This is a genomic window from Candidatus Paceibacterota bacterium (genome assembly GCA_035652395.1).
Lineage (GTDB): Bacteria > Patescibacteriota > Minisyncoccia > Phycocordibacterales > CAJBRS01 > JADGRH01.
In genome coordinates, this window is record DASRDX010000009.1 from 110738 (window position 1) to 129849 (window position 19112).

Consider the following 19112-nt stretch of genomic DNA (forward strand, 5'->3'; position numbering starts at 1 on the left):
CTCGCCGATGAGAAATCGTCAAAGTCCAAATTCTCCTATAGTATAGCACATTCTAAAAAATAGTCAAGAGGGGCGCCGGCCTTATTTTAAAGCCAGATTTCCAGTTGCTTTGAAATCCAAGGAAGCCGATTTTTTGTTCAAATAATTGAAATATCCGGCTACGGCAATCATGACGGCGTTATCAGTAGAGAGAGATGAATGAGGAATTAAGAGTTCGGAATCAGGAAAGTCTAAAATCAGGGCCTGAAAAGCTTCCCGAATATGTTTATTGGCAATAACTCCACCTCCAACAATTAAAGTTTTGGCGCCAAATTCTTCCAGCGCCCGTTTAGTTTTTGAGACCAAGACTTCAGTTACGGCTTCTTCGAACTCTCTGGCCAGTTGAACTTTCCAGTTTGGGTTTTCTTTTTCAGTATTTGTCATACTGCGTAGACGATAAAGAACTGCCGTTTTTAATCCGGCGAAAGAGAAATCATAATCTTTGGATTTGATCATCGGTCGCGGCAAGTTGGCAATTGAACCGCCACCGTGCCGCGCCCGTGCTTCTTCTGCCAATTTTGAAATCTCCGGCCCGCCAGGATAGGGCAGTTCCATCATTCGAGCCACCTTGTCAAAAGCTTCGCCCACGGCATCATCTCGGGTCTGTCCGAGAATTTCGTATTTCTGCCAGTCTTTCATCAAAACCAGTTCCGTATGACCGCCGCTGATAAGAAGAGCAACTGCTGGAAATTTAAAACTCTCAACTTTTAACTTTGAATTCTCCGATTTTGTCAGATCGGATTCTAAAAGAACTGACAGAATGTGTCCTTCCATATGATTGACGGCCACCACTGGCAAATCCCAGACTATCCCTAAGACCTTGGCAAAATTGATTCCTACCCAGAGAGCCGGTTCCAAGCCCGGGCCAACAGTAACGGCGATCGCTTCAAGGTCAGGTTTTGGTAGAGCCGGAAGTGCTGCTAGAAACTGTCGCAGCAATTCCGGCTCTCTTTCTAGAATTTTTTCAATCTCTTCTTGATTGAATTCTACTTTCAACTTTTGACTTTTAACTTCTGACTGGTCAAAAATCTTCTTTAAAAGAGGGATGAGATTTTTAGCATGCTCTCTCTTGGCCATCATCGGAAACACGCCTCCATATTTTTCATGGATTTTTGTTTGAGAATTAAGAGCTTCGGCCAAGATCTTGAAATGCGGCTTCGCGCCTCCTTCCGCTTCCACAATCGCCAAAGCCGTCTCATCACAGCTAGTTTCAATACCAAGAATTTTCATTGTGCGCGGTGAGGGATTCGAACCCCCGGCATCAACAACGTCAATGTTGCGCTCTACCAACTGAGCTAACCGCGCCTTTTATGAAATTTACCATTTTTCGGCGATAGAGGAAAAAGTTTTACCACAGTTTGCCACATACCTTGGAGTATCGGGCCTTCTTGCCATAGAATTACTCTTCACCTCTAACATCAACCACGTCAATGTTGCGCTCTACCAATTGAGCTAATCGCCCTTCTTTTGAATAATAAAGTCTTCCGAGCTTTTGGGCAAGAATCTGTTCAATGAATCTTTTTGTAATGTTTCAAGTAAGCCACGATGATGAAGCTGATTATAACCATCAAAAACCAAGAGGTGATTTTGTTGGTAGAAACGACATTCCATACATGAACTTGATCGGGATATTGCCAGGCGCCCCAAAAAGTTGAAAGATTTTCGGCAACCCAAAGAAAGAAGGCGATGAGACAGAAGCCTAAAGCAAGCGGCATGGAGCGACGTCTTTCCGTAACTGTAAAGAAGACTTGAGTGCGGGCAAATAGAAGAAATACTGCCGGAATAAGTAGAATACGAAGATCCGGAATAAAGTGATTGGTGAAAAAGTTAAGGTAAATTAAAACTCCCAGCACTAACATGGCCGGATAATTTGGTGGCTCTTCCAGTTCAAGTTTCAGTATTCTCCAAGCTTGAGCAATGTAGCTTCCTACAGAGGCGTACATAAAACCGGCAAAGAGCGGCACGGTAGCGATTTTAAAGATAGCCGCTTCGGGATAACTCCATGAGCCGATAGCTGGATTAGTCTTGAAAACTTCCAAAAGAGTTCCAATAAGGTGAAAGAGAAAAATAGTTTTGATCTCATCCCATGTCTCGATTTTTGTCAGAAATAGAATAATCTGCAAAAGAACCGCCGATAAAAAGAGAAAATCGTATCTCGCCAAACCAAAAAGGGGAATGTGATTTGAAAGAAATAAAAGAGCAAAAAATGAGCCCGCAAAAATGCAGGCACGGGCTTCTTTTATGATGAAGATCATGAATTCTCGAGCAAGTTTTTTCATGAAATATTGTGACCCTACCGGGAATCGAACCCGGATTACCAGCTTGAAAAGCTGATGTCCTAACCGTTAGACGATAGGGCCGTAAAAATAGCTTTTAAAATATAGCATTTTTTGTTCAAACGACAAAAAATGCTACGATTTTCAGACTGGAGGAGTGGCTGAGTGGTTGAAGGCACCAGTTTCGAAAACTGGCATGTGGGAAACCGCATCAGAGGTTCGAATCCTCTCTCCTCCGCATCGTCGAGATAGGTCACCCCGCACGAGGAGCGTCATTTTGATTTACTCTGATACAATTTAACCATGATCAAGGGGAATGAAGTTACATGGTATTCCAAATTAGCGGCTATCATTTTCTTTATTGGAGTATTACCAACTCTGACTTTTTATGTGGGGACACAATTTGAATTAACTCAATCAACTTTAAAAAGTGAAAAGTCTTCTATCCCGGATTCTGCTACGCCCAGTTTTTTAAGTAATAAGTTTTTAACTAGTGACAATAATTGCAATGTTCTACCTCCTAAAGAAAGCACCTCATCTCTAGAAGGTTATTTACAAAGATATCCAAATATTACAGGGGGAATGGTCTGTAAATATTCAATCTTCCCTAATCAATCCCCATATACATTCAATTTGTTGGGAAGTGAGTACGACACGATCATAGGAATCGATGTCATAAAAGATGGAAAGAAGATCCAACATATTGCTATGGATAACAAAGCAGAGGGACCGTATATGTTTGAGCCGTCATACTCTACCGACTTTTTTCATAGTGCCGACATTAATTTCGATGGATACAATGATATAGAAATGGACACTTGTTTTGGAGCAACCGGAAATGTTTGTAGAACTTATTTCTTATTTAATCCTCAAACCAGTCAATTTGACTACAGCGAGGATTTTAGCAAAATGTCCGGATTGCCCGATCCTGTGACTAAAACTATCTTAACTCACGGAAACAGTTGCGCAGACTGTAACTACGATGCTGAATATAAAGTAGTAAATAACAAACCAGTTCTCGTAAAAGGCGTTGATAGTGAGCATGGAGTTGTTGTGACGACCGAACTAAAAAATGGAGTCTATGTCACTTCTACCTCTACAGAAAAAACCAATTAAAATTAGCTCGAGGTCCGTCGAAGAATCTAAAATTAAAATGCTAAAATAACCTTACTGGGCTTGACCGATAAAAGTTCTAAGTCGAGATAGCCCGCCTTGACTTTCCCAGGCTTTTGACTAATGTGGTTTTAGTATGCACCTTTATATTGAAATGACTTTGATTGCTGGCTCGTTGATCTTGTTTATAACTGGCCGTCGGTTTCCGACCTATCGGAAGCAGTACGAAATTAAGACCCAAACTACACGCGACTTGCTCAGGTTCTGGTACGGAAATCCTAAGAGAACATGGAAGTGTACTCGTACATTTGTTGAACCTCACGGCGGTCCTTTTGGGCGGCCCGAAAACATGATCATTCTTAACGACCAATCGGAAAGAGTTATTCTTTGCGCTGATCCAACGAAGATACCCGAAGGAGCCTTGGTTAAATTGCGTCTACGGAGAAAGGATGAATCCCGATATTCTAGTCGGGTTGCTAGTCTCGTGGACGAGTTTATGGTTCCTGAAGTAGTTTCTTAATTCGATCATTCTTGCGGCGCGTGTCCAAAATATGCGCCCGTTTTATTTATTTCGTGTGCAAATGGACGTAGATGTCCTCCAACGCTTTGACGGCGTCGCCGGCGGCGATGTTGTTTTGGTGATAGAGACCGTCGGTGCAGTCGCCGGCGGCCCAAATGCCGGCGACTGAAGTTTGCTGGGTTTGGTGATCAACTACAATGTGCCCGTACACGTCCTTCTTTAAAAGCTCGCCAATAAAATCGGTGGAAGGGATGAGCCCGATTTCCACGAAAACACCGGCTACGGGGATTTCGGTGTTTTCGCCGGTTTCATTGTTTTTATAGATCACTCCTTTCACAAATTTATCTCCCTTTACTTCTACTAATTCGGCATTTAAAACCGCGTGCATTTTCGGATTTGAAAGAACTTTCTTGACGGTGACTGGATCGGCGCGAAACTCTTCGCCACGATTCAGCAGGGTAACGCTTTTACAATAGGCGAGTAATTGAGCGGCCGTTTCAAAAGCGGCGTTACCCCCGCCAATAACTACGACATCCTGGCTGGCAAAAAGAGGACCATCGCAGGTGGCGCAATAAGTAATACCTTTATTTTCAAATTCGGTGGCGCCCGGCACCGCAATTTTCCGCCGCGTGCTGCCGACTGTCACTAGAACGGTTTTAGTTTCAAAATCACCGCCCGTGGTTTTAACCACAAAACCATTCCCACTTTTTTCAATAGATTTAACTAAAATTCCTTCTTTCAAATCCACCACATCTTCGGCGTAAGCCAGCAGATGTTTGCGAAAAGAGGTGGCCAGATCAATGCCACTAATGGAAACGGTACCAATCCAGTTTTGAATGTCGCCGGAGACGTTTGACTGACCGCCAATTTCTTTGGCGATCAGAACGGTTTTGAGGCGTTTACGCGCAGCGTAAACGCCGGCGGCTACACCAGCCGGACCGCCTCCGATGATTGCTAAGTCGTACATATTAAACCCAAATGACTACTTTAATTTAGATCTCCTAAGAAAAGCCGGAACCGCACCCCAGTCTTCATCGTCTCCGACGGTTTCTAATTTCTTATCGTCAGTTTTAGGACTCTCTGATTTGCCGTTGCTAATGGTGTTGTAAATCTTTCCTTTATCAGCTTTTAAATCAAATTCTGATTGCAGAGCCGGTCTTCGAGCGGCTCCATCCGGGAAACCGGAAGCGATAACAGTTACTTTAATTTCTCCTTTCTTTAAGCGGTCATCTTTAATGGTACCGAAGATAACTTTGGCACCAGGATCAATGGATTCGGTGATAATTTTAGCCGCATCCTGAATTTCGTGAAGAGTAACATCCTCACCGCCGGCAATCGAGAACAGCACGCCTTTAGCTCCCTGAATAGAAGTATCAAGTAGGGGAGAATTAATGGCCATTTTAGCTGCCTCAACAGCTCGGTTCTCGCCACTAGCCATACCGATACCCATGAGGGCCGATCCGGCGTTAGCCATAACTGCCCGAATATCGGCGAAGTCAATATTAATGAAACCGGGAGTGGTAATAAGATCGGAAATTCCTTCCACTGCCTGCTTAAGCACTTCGTCACACATGGCAAAAGCATTCTTGGCCGTAGTTTCTTTAGTAACGGTGCTTAAGAGACGATCGTTTGGGATTACTACCAGAGCGTCCACTTCTTTAGATAGTTCGGCTAGGGCTTCTTCGGCTAGTCTCATACGCTGTTGTCCTTCAAAAAAGAAAGGCTTAGTTACTACTCCAACAGTTAGAGCCCCGAGTTCTTTGGTAGTCTTGGCCAGAATTGGCGAAGCACCGCTGCCAGTACCACCACCCAAACCGCAAGTAATGAAAACCATGTCAGCCGATTTCACCGCTTCCTGGATTTCTTCCTTTGTTTCTTCAATGGCGCGTTTGCCCATTTCTGGATTCATGCCGGTGCCAAGACCTTTCGTTAAATTTTTTCCAATATGAATTTTTTTCTTGGCTAATGAATGATGTAAATCCTGCGCGTCAGTATTGACAGCGATAAAATCAACTCCTTTTACTTTGGAATTGACCATATGATTTAAAGCATTTTTACCTGAGCCGCCGACACCAATAACTTTGATGCGAGCAAATGTTTCAACTTCCGGTTTTAATTGTGGCATATGTGAATAGGAGTTAGGGGTTGAGAATTAGGATGTAAATAATCCTAAAATCCCAAGGCCTCTGTCCTGAAAATAAGAATCCCTCTTGTAATGTTTCAATAATACATAAGGAGAATGAAAAATGCAAAAGGCCAGCTCGCGAAGCGAGCCGGCCTTTTAAGTCTTTACGGCAACAACTTTTTCACCCATCTCCAAAGTCTGCTTGGCGTATCTTTAATACCGGAAAGACCTAAGTCAGTAATAAGGTTATCTTCGGCCGAAGTCAGCCCCAAAACGCAAAGGCCGTAAGCCACAGCCCATTCCGAGCCTTTAATAATTCCTTTAATATTGCCCTCAAATTTCAGATCGGAACGCTTGGAAGGGAGTTTCAAGGCCGCCTTAGCCATATCTTCAATGGTCGCTACTCCCGAGCCTCCACCGGTAATAATGATGCCGGCTGGAAGAAGACCATTGCGCCCGATTTTTCGTAGGTGGGCCTCAACTAATTCAAAAATATCTGACAGACGAGCGATCACAATTTCATCTAACTTCTTTTTGGAAAATTTATCGTTTTGACTGGCGCCGAGTTTTACCCGCTCCGCTTCATCAATTGGAATTTTTAGACCGAGCGCGATGTCGTTAGTAATGTCATTTGATCCGATCGGAAAAACTTCCAATGAAATCGGGATGTCATTTTCAAAAACGACGATGGAAACAGTCTCGGAACCGATGTTGGTCAAAACACATCCGGCAATTTTTTGAGTTTTACTAAGTGTTACCAAACTGGCGGCAAGCGGTGCCGCCATGACATCTTCCACTTCCACGCCGGCTTTTTCTACGGCGCTGATAATGTCATTGAGATGATGTGAAAGCGAAGTAACAAAAAGAGTGCGTACTTCAAGTTTGGCGCCTTTCATTCCTTGCGGCCGGCCCAGAACAATTTTACCGTCAACTTTATATTGAAGAGGAATAGTATGAAGAACCGTGCGATTGAGAGAAAGAGAATTTGGAATTTCATTTTCGCTAATCTCCACTACTCTCTTAACATCATTTTCGGAAATTTCTGAATCAGCTCTGGTGGTGATTAATGAACCTACCGAAATGAAGGCGGAAAGTCCGATTCCGCCAAAAGCTAAATAAGCCTTGCTAATTCGAACACCGGCCGTCTTTTCGGCCTGACGGACAGCGGAAGAGACGCTTTTGGCCGCTTCTTCCACGTTAATAACGTAACCATGGCGTAGTCCCTTGGTTTCAGCAGAGCCGGACCCAATAATGCGAGGCCCAGCCTTAGGATTGTCGGAAGAGGCTTCAGCCACCACGACTTTGATTTGGTAACTTCCTATGTCTATGCCGGCTGCAATTTGACGGGCCATTTAGAGGGGTTAAAAGTTAAAAGTAAAAGGTTAAAAGTTGCTAGATTTGATTTTGAAAAATTGACGGTATTTTTTTTCCTCACTTTCCATTTTACTACCATGTCGGAAGCCTTTCAAATGACAAAGCCCGTGAATGAAGAGGGTAGTCGTCGCGGCAGTGACGGCGGATTTGGATTTCGGCTGCTTGGGATTTGCCCAAGCAGCCGGCGAAATAAAAATTTCTCCCTCATTTTTTGAAATTGGAAAACTCAAAATGTTGGCGGGCTTTCTTTTTTGGCGGTATTTCCGGTTAAGTTTCTGGCTGTGAGAGAGGGAAGTAAAGACCAGACTTAATTGATATTTTCGTCCCAGAACTTTGTCTTTAATTCGAAGGAGAAGCGCCCCGCCTATAGGCGGGGCGCTTCCAATCAACTTCGTCACACTAAAATTAGGAGAATAGAAAACCGTTTTAGCCATTATCTTCCGGAACCCATGTGAGTTTCTCGCGGTCTGATCTTGCCGAGTTTAATCATTTCGTTAATTTCCTCTCGTTTTCTGAGACTCTTTAAAGCCTTCTTTTTTCGGACATATGGAGAAGTGGTGCGCTGACTGTAACGAAGGGAACGCACTCGATTTAAAATGCCAGCCTCCTGCACCCGGCGGGTGAACTTCCGGATTAAGGTAGCGTTATTTTCATTATTATTTCGGCTGACTTCAACGTTAATCATGGTTCATTAGAATAGCACGGCTCTTTCACTATTTCAACTTTTTCAAATATTTCACCAGGTCTTCAATCATGATAGTTTCCTGAGAACGGTTGCTCATGTTGCGAACTACCGCGCTGCCCTCCAGAGCCTCTTTTTGTCCCATAATAATAACGTAAGGAATATTCATTTTCTCTGCCGTGCCAATTTGCACCGTTAATTTGTCTTTACTTAAGGATTGATGCATTGGAATCTTGGCCTGTCGGAGCATTTCCATGATTTTCAAACTCTGCAGTTTAGCGTCAAAACCAAATTGAATGAAATAAAATTTTGGTGCCACCTCCCGATGTCGTCTATTTTGTTTCAAATGATCCGGATGAATTAAGATGGCCACTCCAACTGACGGCACATCTTTTTTGTTCCAAATTTTTTTGGCCAGCCCGTTGTAACGCTCTCCAATGGCGTAAGTATTTTCCTCCTTGGTTTTTTTATTAGTACCGCGAATTTCAAAAATGGTACCACTGCAGAAACTTCGACTACCCACCAATGAATGCTCAATGTTATAAGGCAAACCAAGAGACTCCAGATACTCCAGAACCTCTTTAAAGTGAACTCGGCTTGGTTCGGAGAGAAAACTCATAGCCTTTGGCGCCGCCTCCTGTAGGGCCAAACACTCTTCTTCCCTGCAGTGAAGAATTTCAAAAATATCTTTCTTAAAAGTGGCCCGGCAATGGGCAGGCAGACTACTCCAGTTTTTACGATAATAAGCTGTTAATTCTCGGGTAAAACGGGCAATTGATTCTTTATCCCCAATACTATTGATGCCAATGGATAACTCTTCCTCCGGATACTGATCTTTCAAGATGACAAAAGCCGTCTCAATAATCATGGCGTCAGCAATGCTTTTAGAATTGCTCAAGATTTCCATATTAAAAGTCTTTTCTCTTTTAATACGGGGAATATGTGGGTTGCCAGCAATCGGCCCTTCATAATAAATCGGCGCCGGAATACCTAAGTGCGCCATATTTTTTTCCAGAAAATTTCGAAGAATGCAGATCTTCTCTTCTAAAAATCCGGAGAATTTAAATTCATCCTCCCGAAAAGGATGAACTTCTTTCGTATGAGAATCCTTAAAAGTTTTGGCTTTGATTAAATCTTCTCTTTCAATCTCCAGATATGGCGCCTGACAAAAACCATAATATTTGGCTGTCTCTGTCGCTCGTTCATATTCTCGACTGATTCTCTTTGGTGGACGAACGCGTCTGATCTTTTTCTTTAGATTAGTTTTAGTAGCCATCTTAATTCGTAGGTTTTTCTTTTACAGCTCCTGGCATGAAGCTGACTCGATCAATGGGCAGAAGTCTCAAGAAAGCTCGACCAACAATTTCATCACGGGAGAGGGGTCCCCAAGCACGCGAATCAAAACTGACGGGCCGATTATCGCCAAGAACAAAATATTGATCCGGACCAAGAGTGATAGTTTCATTTTTTTCTCCGGAATATTTAACGTAAGGTTCATCCAAAACAAAACCATTTGGATGTTCCTGATTTTTAATAATGATTTGGTTGTCTTGAATGACAATAGTCTCATTTGGAAGACCGATGATGCGTTTGATGTAATAGATACCGCTTTGAGGTTTTATTCCCTGATCGGTGAAAGCTTGTCGGGGCGGATGGAAAATAATTACATCGCCGCGCGAAGGATTTCCAAGATGATATGAAAGTTCGTCAACGATTAGATACTCACCGCCGGAGAAGGTTGGCTCCATAGAAGTTCCAACTACAATGAAGGGCTGAGCCACGAAGACTCGCAAGGGTACCAAGATGATTAAAATAAAAAAGACAAACTTGACTAATTCCTTGAAAAAACCGCCCTTTTTAGCCGTATTTTCAGAAGATGAAAGATTTTGAGGCGAGGTATTCTCGTCTGACATGGGCACATCATATAGGCAAAGCTTATTTGACACAAGCGTCGTGTCAGCTTTGGCGTTCGCTGTTTCGTTTCTCTTCACCTTTTGTGGCATTGTCGGCGTTTAGGACTGGTTGTGGTAGCACCTAACACTCTTAAAAATGAAATGCTAGAATGATTTTTATGTTTTATATTGTGGGATTGGGCAATCCTGGAGAGGAATATCAAAATACTCGACATAATGTCGGACGAATGATGGTTGTAAATTTTATAAAACAAAATTTACCATCTACAGCTTTTGCTTTTAATAAGAAATTACAGGCTCTGATAACCGAAGGAAAAGTCGGCTCGCCTCGCTTGCGTGCAGGCGAAGCGGGTCGCGAGCGCGCCACCCTGATCCTGCCCGAAACTTTCATGAATAAATCCGGTCAATCTGTTAAACCACTAATTACCAGCAAGAAAAAAGCCGAATCACTGATCGTCATAAATGATGATTTGGATTTACCACTAGGAAGATTCAAAATTACCTTCAATCGTGGTTCCGGTGGCCACAAAGGAGTGGAGTCAATTATTCGGGCCATTAAAACTGAAGCTTTCATCCGAATCAAAGTCGGAATTTCCCCGGCCACTCCATCCGGGAAAATTCGAAAGCCGGATCATAAAAAGATTTTAGATTTCATTATCGGTCCATTTAAAAAATCTGAACTGGACATTTTAAAAAAAGTTTCAAAAAAAGTCTCCGCAGCAATTGAAATGATAATAATGGAAGGAAAAGAAAAAGCGATGGGCGAATTTAATAGTCTATAAAAAAGAATGCCGGGTTGCGCGAAGCGTAACCCGGCATTAGATTGATCCTTTTTGAAGCTAATTGGTGAGGAATATTACTATTCCCCCAAGAACTAATCCACCAACCATGCAGACGATACCCATGGTCGTGATAGAGCTAGGGATTTCCTTCTCCCAACTCCTTACTTCTTCCCCCAGTCTTTCAATCTCCTGTTGGAGAGGGAGCTGACTCCGCTCCAGGATTTTCTCATGAAGTACGGCCTCCGTAGCTTGTATGTGTCGACGAGCTTCCTTTGCTCGGGGCGTATACAGACTGCACAAAGTCAGAATCACTCCGCCCAAACAAACAGCTGCACTCATACTCAACAATATCTTTTGATTTTTTTTCGTATGTTTACCTCCTTTTTAGAATATTGGTATTTTATTAGAAATTGTCAAGGTGAATTATATATGCTCTACAAAAGACAATGCCATCTTTTGTTCCTTTGGATCGAAGAGAGTAATGCGGAAAGTATAGCTTTTGCCAAGTTCCAATTTCTGACGAAGTTTTTCCTCACTGCCAAATTCGCTGATGTGAACCAGACCCGCTACTCCTTCCTCAATGGAGGCTAGAGCACCGTGTTTGTTGTATTTAATGACGACACCCTGAACGACATCATCCTTCTTGTATTTGGCCTCGGCCGCCTTCCAAGGATTTTCTTTCAGCGCTTTGATAGAGAGAGAAATCTTCCCATCTTTAATTTCAATAATTTTCACTTTTACTTTCTCGCCGATATGAAAACGAGTGCGCGGGTCTTCCACCAACGACCAGTCAATTTCTGAAATGTGAACTAGTCCTTCCAACCCCTCTTCTACTTTGACGAAGACGCCGAAATCGACAATGCCGGTTACTTCACCATCAAGATCATCACCGACAGTATATTTGCCGATAATCTTTTCTTTGTCTTTTAATTCCGGATTTTTTTCCGAGAAGATTAATTTGCCTTCCTTAGGCAGAGCGGAAATAATTGCCACGGAAATTTTCTGGCCGATTAATTTTTTCAACTCTTCTAGAATTTTATCTTTATCGCCATCAAGAACACGCGGGTAATGTTCGGTTTTAAGTTGAGAAGCCGGCAAAAATCCCTGAATGCCTTGCCAGGTCAGAATCAGCCCACCCTTATTAGCCTCCACTACCGGCAAATCAAGAATGCGTTTATCCCGGATAGCCGCTTCAGCCTCGCTCCAGATGAGCGCTTGCTTAGCTTCTTTTAGTGAAAGTTCAATGTAGCCTTCAGCACTATTTAAATCAACAATCTTAGCTGCTACTGTATCCCCAACATTGATTCTTTTAATAATATCGCGGGCGGCAATGTATTCTCGGCCATAGATAATACCGGTGCCGAAAGGAGACAAATTAACAAAGACTCCATTCTTATCAATGGCTAAAACCGCCCCTTCTATTAAATCGCCGGTTGAGGGCGGTGTAGGGGAATCGGACAAGTATTTGGACATGATGCTGTCCTTCTTGGACTTAACTTCCTTTTCAACTTCCGGACTTTTGGTGGCTATGCGTGGCATAAATTATGTAACAAAAATATCCCGACGTTCACCCCGCGAAGCTATCGTGACAAAAAGGTGGATTACGTCCGTGGATCGATTCGATTAATATATTTAGTATACACAGGAAATCTCCCAGTGCAAGGCAATTCGTCGTTATTCTCATTCGTAATTCTCTCAAAATCTGGTAAGATTTTTTTATGGTCATTACCTATCACGGTTTGGAATTTTTCAAGATGCAACTGGGCGACTTAACAGTGGCTTTTAATCCGCCTTCCAAGAAATCTCCTTTTAAAGCTCCTCGATTTGGCGCTGATATTGTTTTGGTTTCCATGAACAATGTTGATATGAATGGCGCTGAGGAATTAAAACACGGAGAAAGAGTGCCGTTTATCATTTCCGGTCCGGGCGAGTATGAAGTGAAAGAAGTTTTTATTCGCGGTTTAGATATGTTGCCGGTAACTATCTACACTTTGAATTTGGATAACATCAATCTTTGTTTCCTGGGACCTCTCGAATCGAAAGACTTGCCACCTAATATTGTGGAGGCTTTGGACGATATTGATATTTTATTTGTGCCAATCGGGGGACACGGTGTGTTAACGCCGGCTGATGCCAATAAACTAGCAGTTAACCTTGAGCCGAAGCTAGTTATCCCGATGCATTATGTTGAACAGGACAAGAGTTCACTAAAAACTTTTCTGAAAGAAGCTGGGGAAGAGGTGAAGGCGATTGATAAGCTGACAATCAAAAAGAAAGATTTGGAAGGAAAGGAGGGTGATGTGGTGGTCTTAAGTATTGTTTAGAAGAGGTGACCGGCAATTATAAAAAGTAAGCATGTTCAAACTAATTCAAAGACTTCAGCAAAAACCGGAGAATGAGCGCCGCCGCATTTTAATTGTCAGCACTTTTTCCATAACGCTCGTTATTTTTTTAGTTTGGCTAGCGAGCTTTACTCATGAATTAATGTTTAAATCAAATAATTCAAAAACGGTGGAAATTAATCCAATTACTCTTTTACAAAACAATCTGGGTAATGCTTCTACGGGTCTAAATCATTTTATGGAAGCAAGTTCAAGTAATATCCAAAATCTGCCAGCCTCAAGCTCATCTTCCTCTACTCTAAATGCCACCACATCCACCGAGTAAAATCAATGGAAAATGGCTTAAAATCGTGTTAAAATAGCAATATATGGCTCCAAAAGAAAACCCTAAAAATAAGGAAGAAAAGCCCATCGCCGGCGAAAATCGCCCCAATATTGTTCCGCGAAGTCTGGTGACCGAGATGAAAGAGTCGTATCTCGACTACGCCATGTCCGTTATTACGGCGCGAGCTTTGCCTGACATTCGTGATGGACTGAAGCCGGTGCATCGCCGCATTCTCTATGCCATGAACGAACTTGGTTTAACCGCCGGTGCCAAAACTCGAAAGTCAGCCAAGATTACCGGAGACGTTACAGGTAATTATCATCCGCACGGAGATGCGGCTGTTTATGAATCGCTGGTAAAGATGGCACAGGATTTTTCCATGCGCTACCCGCTCATTATTGGGCAGGGGAATTTCGGATCAATTGATGGCGACGGCGCGGCTGCCCCGCGTTACACTGAAGCTAAAATGTCGCGCATTGCCAGCGAACTTCTACGCGATCTGGAAAAAGGCACGGTGGAATTCCGGCCAAATTATGAAGGCACTCGTCGTGAGCCGGTAGTTTTGCCGACGGCCGTGCCAAATCTTCTATTGAATGGAACATTAGGGATCGCTGTTGGTATGGCCTCAAACATTCCTCCTCACAACCTCGGAGAAGTAATAGACGCCACTATTCATTTAATTGATAATCCGGAAGCCGGCAATCCCGAACTGACACAATTTATCAAAGGACCGGATTTTCCGACCGGCGGAATTATTTACGGTGAGAAAGATATTCATCACGCTTACGCCAACGGCAAAGGTCCGGTAGTAGTGCGGGGAGAAGCCGAGATTGTGGAAGAGAAGGCTGGCCGCTCCCAAATTATCGTCACTTCCATTCCATTTAGAGTGAACAAAGCCGATCTCATCACTCATATTGCTGATCTAGTGCGCGACAAGAAACTTGAAGGCATTAAGGACATTCGCGATGAATCAACCAAAGATATTCGCATTGTCATTGATCTTAAAAACGGTGCCTATCCGCAGAATGTTTTAAATTATCTTTACAAACACACACAACTCGAAGAAACTTTCCACTTTAACAATGTAGCCTTGGTAGATGGAGTGCCTCAAACTCTGGCTCTCAAGGGCTTTTTAGAAGAGTTCATTAGCCACCGAAAGGTTGTTATTCGACGGCGCACTGAATTCGATCTGGCTCGAGCCGAAGAGAAAGAACACATTTTGCTCGGCTTAAAGAAGGCTCTGGACCACATCGATCGCATCATTAAATTGATACGAGCGGCCAAAGACGTCACCACTGCTCATGGCGACTTGCGCAAGGAATTTAAATTCTCGGATAAGCAAGCTACTGCTATTTTGGAAATGCGGCTGCAGAAGCTTGCCGGGCTCGAGCGCAAGAAGATAGAAGATGATTTAAAAGAAACTCAAACTCTCATTAAAGATCTCAAAGAAATTTTGGCCAGCTCAAAGCGCATTCAAACGATTATTAAAAACGAACTGAAGGAAATCCGAGAGAAATATGCGGACGAACGCAAAACCAAGATCATCAAACACGGTGCCAAAGCTTTTTCTATTGAAGATGTTATTCCGGATGAGGAATCCGTACTGGTTCTGACGGCTGGAGGCTACATCAAGCGCACCAATCCCGACGAATATCGACGTCAGAAACGTGGCGGAGTCGGAGTAGTTGATCTTGATACTAAGGAAGAAGATTTTATTACTAAATTCTTGACCACTAGCAGTCACAGCGACTTGCTTTTCTTTACCGATAAAGGCAAGGCATATCAAATCAAGATGTATGACATTCCGGAAGGACGTCGGGCTACTCGCGGCAAATCAATTATGAATTTTCTGTCACTTGGCTCAGACGAGAAAGTCACCTCCATTTTACCGATGCCGAAAGTGGTGAAGAATAATCCGGTTTCTCTTCTTATGGTAACCAAAGGTGGGACGGCCAAAAAAGTCAAAGCCGAAAATTTTCATGATGTTAGACGCAGCGGTTTGATCGCCATTCGGCTGGAGGCGGGAGATGAATTAATTTCAGCCTCTTTTGTGGAAAAGGGAGATGAGGTCAGTGTTGTCTCGTCCGATGGACAATCCATTCGATTTAGGGAATCAGACGTGAGAGAAATGGGCAGAAGCGCCGGCGGAGTTCGGGTCATGAAATTAGCTAAAAAGGCCGAAGTTGTGGGGGCGGATGTCATCAAGAAAAGCTATAGTAATCCGGAAATTCTGGTGGTGATGAAGAATGGTTATGGCAAGAAGACTGATCTGAAAGAATACAAAACTCAAAAACGAGGGGGAAGCGGCATTAAGACGGCCAAAGTAACTTCCAAAACTGGCGATCTGATCGCTTCCAAAGTTATTTCCGGAGCCGAAACGGAAGTAGTAGCTATTTCCAAAAAGAGTCAGGTCATTCGTGTTAATCTTACCGAAATCCCATCGCTTGGACGCCAAACTCAAGGAGTGCGCATTATGAAATTGCGCGAAGGGGATTCAATTGCTTCACTCGTGTGTTTGTAGTTTTTTATAAATATGCTCTTTACCCATCCGGAAAAAAATCTAGAAGCAGCTTATCTCGCTGAAGGAATGAGCGTGGCGGATTTTGGAGCTGGTGTAGGGCACCATGCCATTGCCGCGGCAAGAAGGGTTGGGCCAACCGGCAGTGTTTATGCGGTGGAAATTCAGCCCGATCTTTTATCCAAACTTCGAGCCGAAGCCAAAGGAGAAAAGTTAGAGAATGTTCATTCCATTTTGGGAGATATTGAAAAGCCAAATGGCAGTACTTTAGCGAACGGATCGGTTGATCGCGTCCTTATGATCAATGTTTTGTTTCAGTTGGGAAGTAAGGTGGAAGCGCTTAGCGAGGCTAAGCGCGTTTTGAATAAAGGGGGACAACTAGTTTTAATTGACTGGAGCGATTCCTTTAGTCAAATAGGCCCTCACCAAGATCATGTAGTGAAAGCTGCCGAAGCAATTAGTCTCTCGGAAAAGGCCGGCTTCAAATTGCTTCAGCAATTTGAAGCCGGCTCCCACCATTACGGGCTGCTTTTTAAGGTGATATAATATTTTCTAACTTCACCAATCACCATGTCTGCTTTTCAAGTTGTTCTACTTTCTATCTTCGGCGTCATCATTGTGGCGGCCGTCTTACTTTTTGCTTCCGGCGGCTTGGGCCAACACGCGGCGCCGGTGCCGGATCTCACCATGTGGGGCACTCTAAAAGCGGAAGATATCAATAATCTTCTGGCCGCTTTAGACAATATTAAAAGAGGAGCCATCAAGGTGACGTATGTTCAAAAAGATCCGGCTTCCTTCGACGCTGAATTTACCGAGGCAGTGGCGGAAGGCAAGGGTCCAGATATAATCGTTCTTTCGCAAGATGAAATTCTCTCGGAGCGAAACAAACTTATTCCCATTCCTTTGACTACTTTAACTGACCGCCAGATTGCCGACACTTTTGTGGAAGAGGGCAGTATCTTCGGCACTTCTCGCGGATATTTAGCCGTGCCTTTTACGATTGATCCGTTAGTAATGTATTGGAATCGAACTCTCTTTCAGAATGCCGGTTTATCTCGACCTCCTCAATACTGGGATGAGCTTTCCACTTTAGTTCCAACTTTGACCAAAAAGGACCAATCTTCAAACATCACTCAAAGCACCATCGCTCTCGGTGAGATAGTAAATATCAATAACGCCAAAGCCATTCTCTCTTCCTTAATTTTCCAAGCCGGAAATCCAATTACCGTTCTTAGTCCGGCTACCGATCCTCATCCAGATCAGGTTTCTGCCGTGCTCGATCAGAAATTTTCGGCGACCGTACCTCCAACACCAGCCGCTCTTGATTTCTATACAGAATTCTCTGATCCCACCAATCCAAATTTTTCCTGGACTCGCGCTTTGCCGAATTCCAGTAATGATTTTCTAGCAGGGAAGCTCGCCATCTATCTGGGCTTTGCCAGCGAATATGCTTCGCTCCGAGAAAAAAATCCAAACTTAAATTTTGATGTAGCACTTTTACCTCAACCGCGGAACGCTACCGCCCGAATCAATTTCGGAAACATTACCGGCTTAGCCATCGCCAAAGGTACGCAGCATTCTGATGCCGCTTATGCCGCCATTGGAGTTCTTACCAACAGCACCTCATTAAGTATTCTTTCCGGCATGAATAATTTGCCGCCAGTTCGCCGCGATCTTTTGGCTACCACTGCCACCAGCGCCGCCATGGCCGTCTTTCAAAACGCCGCCCTTCAGAGCAAAGGCTGGTTTGATCCGAATCCGAATGAAAGTGTCAAAGTTTTCAGAGAAATGGTAGAATCAATTGAATCGGGCAATCGAACCACCGGAGATGCTGTCAGTGCCGGCAATGTTGAACTACAAAATCTTATTCCTTAAATGAAAAGTCTCGGTTTAATTTTTATATTTCTGCTCCTAAGTATTTTTTCGATTTTAGCGGTTTTCCCGCATCAAACTGTGGCGGTTAGTCAGCCATCCCAATTGGTTCCGAAATGTAATGACAATAATGGGGGATGTCAGTGGAATGATTTAGTAACCTTAGCTAATACAATTGTTAACTTCCTTCTTTATCTGGCTGGATCTCTGGCCGCTATTTCTTTTGCCTTTGCCGGTTTTCTGTATTTAACTGCAGGAGGGAACCCCAGCAAAGCAGCCGAAGCTAAAGGTATTTTCTGGAAAGTGATTATTGGCCTAATTATCGCCGTGGGGGCATGGCTTTTAGTCAAAGCCATCTTAGCCGGTCTCGGAGTGCAAAATACCTATTCCTTGTTAGGATCTTAATATGAAAAACTTTACTTCCTTAATAGTTATTTTAGTCAGTGGTTTGATGGTTTTTTCTGTTGCCTTTGCCCAAAACGATATCTCTAATTTCGGTGGTAATACTAATATTGGTCCGGAGGCAAGTCCTTTTTATGGACAAAGCAGTGGTTCAAATCTGGGTCAAAGTAGTGGAGGAAACAACAGCAGCGGCCGGCTCGATAACCCACTTAGCAACACCGGCAATATTTATGATTTCATCGCCAAAGTTTTGGAAGAAGTGGCGAAAATTGGGGCAGTCATTTGTGTCTTCTTTATTATCTACGCCGGCTTCTTGTTTGTGACCGCTCAAGGAAATGAAGATAAATTGAAAACTGCCAAGAACGCCTTTCTCTATACAGTCATTGGAGTAATCATTTTGTTGGGGGCCGAATTAATTGCTAAAATTATTGAGAACACTATTAAATCTCTCTAAACTATGAATTTATTATTTTTCTTGCCGTCTCTTGCGGAAGCTCAAAGCAATAAAGCCAACGATTTTAAAAGTTTAGTCCAGCTCCTTATTAGTCTGCTTAATGCCCTTGTTCCTCTTATCATTGGCATCGCTCTCGTAGCTTTTCTTTGGGGAGTGATGCGCTACGTTACCGGCGGCCAAAGTGAAGAGAAAATTAAACAAGGCCGGACCTTAATGATTTATGGAATCATCGCCCTTTTCGTCATGGTGGCTGTCTGGGGACTAGTCGGCATATTGGAAAGTACCTTTTTCGGCGGCACTCTGGCCATTCCACAACTTCGCTAATATCCCCAAGCGAGCCTTTAAAAAATCCCCGAAAATGCTAAGATTAAAGCT

22 protein-coding genes and 3 tRNA genes are annotated in these 19112 nt (G+C 43.4%); 12 read left to right on the forward strand and 13 right to left on the reverse strand.

Annotated elements, in window-relative coordinates:
* Positions 1-81 precede the first annotated feature (81 nt).
* The 4 genes from tsaD to VFA52_00770 form a co-directional block, all read right to left on the reverse strand.
* Positions 82-1269, reverse strand: a complete 1188-nt coding sequence (tsaD, locus tag VFA52_00755; GenBank protein ID HZS42735.1) for a tRNA (adenosine(37)-N6)-threonylcarbamoyltransferase complex transferase subunit TsaD — start codon at positions 1267-1269, stop codon at positions 82-84.
* Positions 1270-1271: 2 nt separating this feature from the next.
* Positions 1272-1344, reverse strand: a tRNA-Val gene (locus VFA52_00760).
* Positions 1345-1547: 203 nt separating this feature from the next.
* Positions 1548-2318, reverse strand: a complete 771-nt coding sequence (locus tag VFA52_00765) for a DUF817 domain-containing protein (protein ID HZS42736.1) — start codon at positions 2316-2318, stop codon at positions 1548-1550.
* Positions 2319-2327: 9 nt separating this feature from the next.
* Positions 2328-2399: transfer RNA gene (locus VFA52_00770), tRNA-Glu, on the reverse strand.
* A 67-nt stretch (positions 2400-2466) separates the two neighbouring features.
* On the opposite strand from VFA52_00770, the gene VFA52_00775 reads away from it, so the two are divergent.
* The 3 genes from VFA52_00775 (at position 2467) to VFA52_00785 (ending at position 3948) form a co-directional block, all read left to right on the forward strand.
* Positions 2467-2553: transfer RNA gene (locus tag VFA52_00775), tRNA-Ser, on the forward strand.
* A gap of 65 nt (positions 2554-2618) precedes the next feature.
* A complete protein-coding gene (locus VFA52_00780; GenBank protein ID HZS42737.1) occupies positions 2619-3431 on the forward strand; it encodes a hypothetical protein in 813 nt (270 codons plus the stop codon).
* 133 nt (positions 3432-3564) lie between these two features.
* Positions 3565-3948: a hypothetical protein gene (locus VFA52_00785; GenBank protein HZS42738.1), complete on the forward strand. Its 384-nt coding sequence runs from the start codon at positions 3565-3567 to the stop codon at positions 3946-3948.
* Between the two features lie 46 nt (positions 3949-3994).
* On the opposite strand, the gene VFA52_00790 is transcribed toward VFA52_00785, so the two are convergent.
* From VFA52_00790 to lepB, 7 genes are all read right to left on the reverse strand, one after another.
* Positions 3995-4915, reverse strand: coding sequence for an FAD-dependent oxidoreductase (locus VFA52_00790; GenBank protein ID HZS42739.1), 921 nt, complete (start codon positions 4913-4915; stop codon positions 3995-3997).
* A gap of 15 nt (positions 4916-4930) precedes the next feature.
* Positions 4931-6073 (reverse strand): cell division protein FtsZ, encoded by a 1143-nt coding sequence (gene ftsZ / locus VFA52_00795; protein HZS42740.1) that lies wholly within the window; start codon positions 6071-6073, stop codon positions 4931-4933.
* Positions 6074-6237: 164 nt separating this feature from the next.
* Positions 6238-7425, reverse strand: coding sequence for a cell division protein FtsA (gene ftsA / locus VFA52_00800; GenBank protein ID HZS42741.1), 1188 nt, complete (start codon positions 7423-7425; stop codon positions 6238-6240).
* Positions 7426-7455: 30 nt separating this feature from the next.
* The gene (ybeY, locus tag VFA52_00805) at positions 7456-7881 is read right to left on the reverse strand and encodes an rRNA maturation RNase YbeY (GenBank protein HZS42742.1); all 426 of its coding nucleotides are present in this window, start codon (positions 7879-7881) and stop codon (positions 7456-7458) included.
* A complete protein-coding gene (locus VFA52_00810) occupies positions 7881-8132 on the reverse strand; it encodes a hypothetical protein (GenBank protein ID HZS42743.1) in 252 nt (83 codons plus the stop codon). The genes ybeY and VFA52_00810 overlap by 1 nt, the downstream gene beginning before the upstream one ends.
* A 28-nt stretch (positions 8133-8160) precedes the next feature.
* Positions 8161-9405 (reverse strand): His/Gly/Thr/Pro-type tRNA ligase C-terminal domain-containing protein, encoded by a 1245-nt coding sequence (locus tag VFA52_00815; protein ID HZS42744.1) that lies wholly within the window; start codon positions 9403-9405, stop codon positions 8161-8163.
* 1 nt (position 9406) lies between these two features.
* Positions 9407-10042 carry a signal peptidase I gene (lepB, locus tag VFA52_00820; GenBank protein HZS42745.1) on the reverse strand — a complete coding sequence of 212 codons (636 nt, stop codon included), beginning with the start codon at positions 10040-10042 and terminating at the stop codon, positions 9407-9409.
* 158 nt (positions 10043-10200) lie between these two features.
* Here lepB and pth point away from each other — a divergent pair, with 158 nt between their 5' ends.
* The gene (gene pth / locus VFA52_00825; GenBank protein ID HZS42746.1) at positions 10201-10824 is read left to right on the forward strand and encodes an aminoacyl-tRNA hydrolase; all 624 of its coding nucleotides are present in this window, start codon (positions 10201-10203) and stop codon (positions 10822-10824) included.
* Between the two features lie 57 nt (positions 10825-10881).
* On the opposite strand, the gene VFA52_00830 is transcribed toward pth, so the two are convergent.
* Together VFA52_00830 and VFA52_00835 are read right to left on the reverse strand one after the other, a co-directional pair.
* Entirely contained in the window at positions 10882-11163 is a 282-nt protein-coding gene (locus tag VFA52_00830; GenBank protein ID HZS42747.1) for a hypothetical protein, read from the reverse strand.
* Positions 11164-11247: 84 nt separating this feature from the next.
* Positions 11248-12363 carry a S1 RNA-binding domain-containing protein gene (locus VFA52_00835; GenBank protein ID HZS42748.1) on the reverse strand — a complete coding sequence of 372 codons (1116 nt, stop codon included), beginning with the start codon at positions 12361-12363 and terminating at the stop codon, positions 11248-11250.
* A 179-nt stretch (positions 12364-12542) separates the two neighbouring features.
* On the opposite strand from VFA52_00835, the gene VFA52_00840 reads away from it, so the two are divergent.
* Genes VFA52_00840 through VFA52_00875 form a run of 8 tightly spaced genes read left to right on the forward strand, consistent with a single transcriptional unit; the run spans position 12543 to position 19061 of the window.
* A complete protein-coding gene (locus tag VFA52_00840; protein HZS42749.1) occupies positions 12543-13148 on the forward strand; it encodes an MBL fold metallo-hydrolase in 606 nt (201 codons plus the stop codon).
* Positions 13149-13179: 31 nt separating this feature from the next.
* Positions 13180-13491: a hypothetical protein gene (locus VFA52_00845; protein HZS42750.1), complete on the forward strand. Its 312-nt coding sequence runs from the start codon at positions 13180-13182 to the stop codon at positions 13489-13491.
* 43 nt (positions 13492-13534) lie between these two features.
* Positions 13535-16012 (forward strand): DNA gyrase subunit A, encoded by a 2478-nt coding sequence (gene gyrA, locus VFA52_00850; protein ID HZS42751.1) that lies wholly within the window; start codon positions 13535-13537, stop codon positions 16010-16012.
* A 12-nt stretch (positions 16013-16024) separates the two neighbouring features.
* A complete protein-coding gene (locus VFA52_00855) occupies positions 16025-16555 on the forward strand; it encodes a methyltransferase domain-containing protein (protein ID HZS42752.1) in 531 nt (176 codons plus the stop codon).
* Positions 16556-16579: 24 nt separating this feature from the next.
* Positions 16580-17884 (forward strand): extracellular solute-binding protein, encoded by a 1305-nt coding sequence (locus VFA52_00860; protein ID HZS42753.1) that lies wholly within the window; start codon positions 16580-16582, stop codon positions 17882-17884.
* Positions 17885-18286 (forward strand): pilin, encoded by a 402-nt coding sequence (locus VFA52_00865; protein ID HZS42754.1) that lies wholly within the window; start codon positions 17885-17887, stop codon positions 18284-18286. It abuts the gene before it with no gap.
* Position 18287: 1 nt separating this feature from the next.
* Entirely contained in the window at positions 18288-18737 is a 450-nt protein-coding gene (locus VFA52_00870) for a pilin (GenBank protein ID HZS42755.1), read from the forward strand.
* A 3-nt stretch (positions 18738-18740) separates the two neighbouring features.
* Positions 18741-19061, forward strand: a complete 321-nt coding sequence (locus VFA52_00875; protein HZS42756.1) for a hypothetical protein — start codon at positions 18741-18743, stop codon at positions 19059-19061.
* The last annotated feature ends 51 nt before the right edge of the window (positions 19062-19112 follow it).

Coding starts and splice junctions, on each gene's coding strand:
- tsaD (HZS42735.1), bottom strand. CDS start 1,269: ATGAAAATTCTTGGTATTGAAACTAGCTGTGATGAGACGGCTTTGGCG.
- VFA52_00765 (HZS42736.1), bottom strand. CDS start 2,318: ATGAAAAAACTTGCTCGAGAATTCATGATCTTCATCATAAAAGAAGCC.
- VFA52_00780 (HZS42737.1), top strand. CDS start 2,619: ATGATCAAGGGGAATGAAGTTACATGGTATTCCAAATTAGCGGCTATC.
- VFA52_00785 (HZS42738.1), top strand. CDS start 3,565: ATGCACCTTTATATTGAAATGACTTTGATTGCTGGCTCGTTGATCTTG.
- VFA52_00790 (HZS42739.1), bottom strand. CDS start 4,915: ATGTACGACTTAGCAATCATCGGAGGCGGTCCGGCTGGTGTAGCCGCC.
- ftsZ (HZS42740.1), bottom strand. CDS start 6,073: ATGCCACAATTAAAACCGGAAGTTGAAACATTTGCTCGCATCAAAGTT.
- ftsA (HZS42741.1), bottom strand. CDS start 7,425: ATGGCCCGTCAAATTGCAGCCGGCATAGACATAGGAAGTTACCAAATC.
- ybeY (HZS42742.1), bottom strand. CDS start 7,881: ATGGCTAAAACGGTTTTCTATTCTCCTAATTTTAGTGTGACGAAGTTG.
- VFA52_00810 (HZS42743.1), bottom strand. CDS start 8,132: ATGATTAACGTTGAAGTCAGCCGAAATAATAATGAAAATAACGCTACC.
- VFA52_00815 (HZS42744.1), bottom strand. CDS start 9,405: ATGGCTACTAAAACTAATCTAAAGAAAAAGATCAGACGCGTTCGTCCA.
- lepB (HZS42745.1), bottom strand. CDS start 10,042: ATGTCAGACGAGAATACCTCGCCTCAAAATCTTTCATCTTCTGAAAAT.
- pth (HZS42746.1), top strand. CDS start 10,201: ATGTTTTATATTGTGGGATTGGGCAATCCTGGAGAGGAATATCAAAAT.
- VFA52_00830 (HZS42747.1), bottom strand. CDS start 11,163: ATGAGTGCAGCTGTTTGTTTGGGCGGAGTGATTCTGACTTTGTGCAGT.
- VFA52_00835 (HZS42748.1), bottom strand. CDS start 12,363: ATGCCACGCATAGCCACCAAAAGTCCGGAAGTTGAAAAGGAAGTTAAG.
- VFA52_00840 (HZS42749.1), top strand. CDS start 12,543: ATGGTCATTACCTATCACGGTTTGGAATTTTTCAAGATGCAACTGGGC.
- VFA52_00845 (HZS42750.1), top strand. CDS start 13,180: ATGTTCAAACTAATTCAAAGACTTCAGCAAAAACCGGAGAATGAGCGC.
- gyrA (HZS42751.1), top strand. CDS start 13,535: ATGGCTCCAAAAGAAAACCCTAAAAATAAGGAAGAAAAGCCCATCGCC.
- VFA52_00855 (HZS42752.1), top strand. CDS start 16,025: ATGCTCTTTACCCATCCGGAAAAAAATCTAGAAGCAGCTTATCTCGCT.
- VFA52_00860 (HZS42753.1), top strand. CDS start 16,580: ATGTCTGCTTTTCAAGTTGTTCTACTTTCTATCTTCGGCGTCATCATT.
- VFA52_00865 (HZS42754.1), top strand. CDS start 17,885: ATGAAAAGTCTCGGTTTAATTTTTATATTTCTGCTCCTAAGTATTTTT.
- VFA52_00870 (HZS42755.1), top strand. CDS start 18,288: ATGAAAAACTTTACTTCCTTAATAGTTATTTTAGTCAGTGGTTTGATG.
- VFA52_00875 (HZS42756.1), top strand. CDS start 18,741: ATGAATTTATTATTTTTCTTGCCGTCTCTTGCGGAAGCTCAAAGCAAT.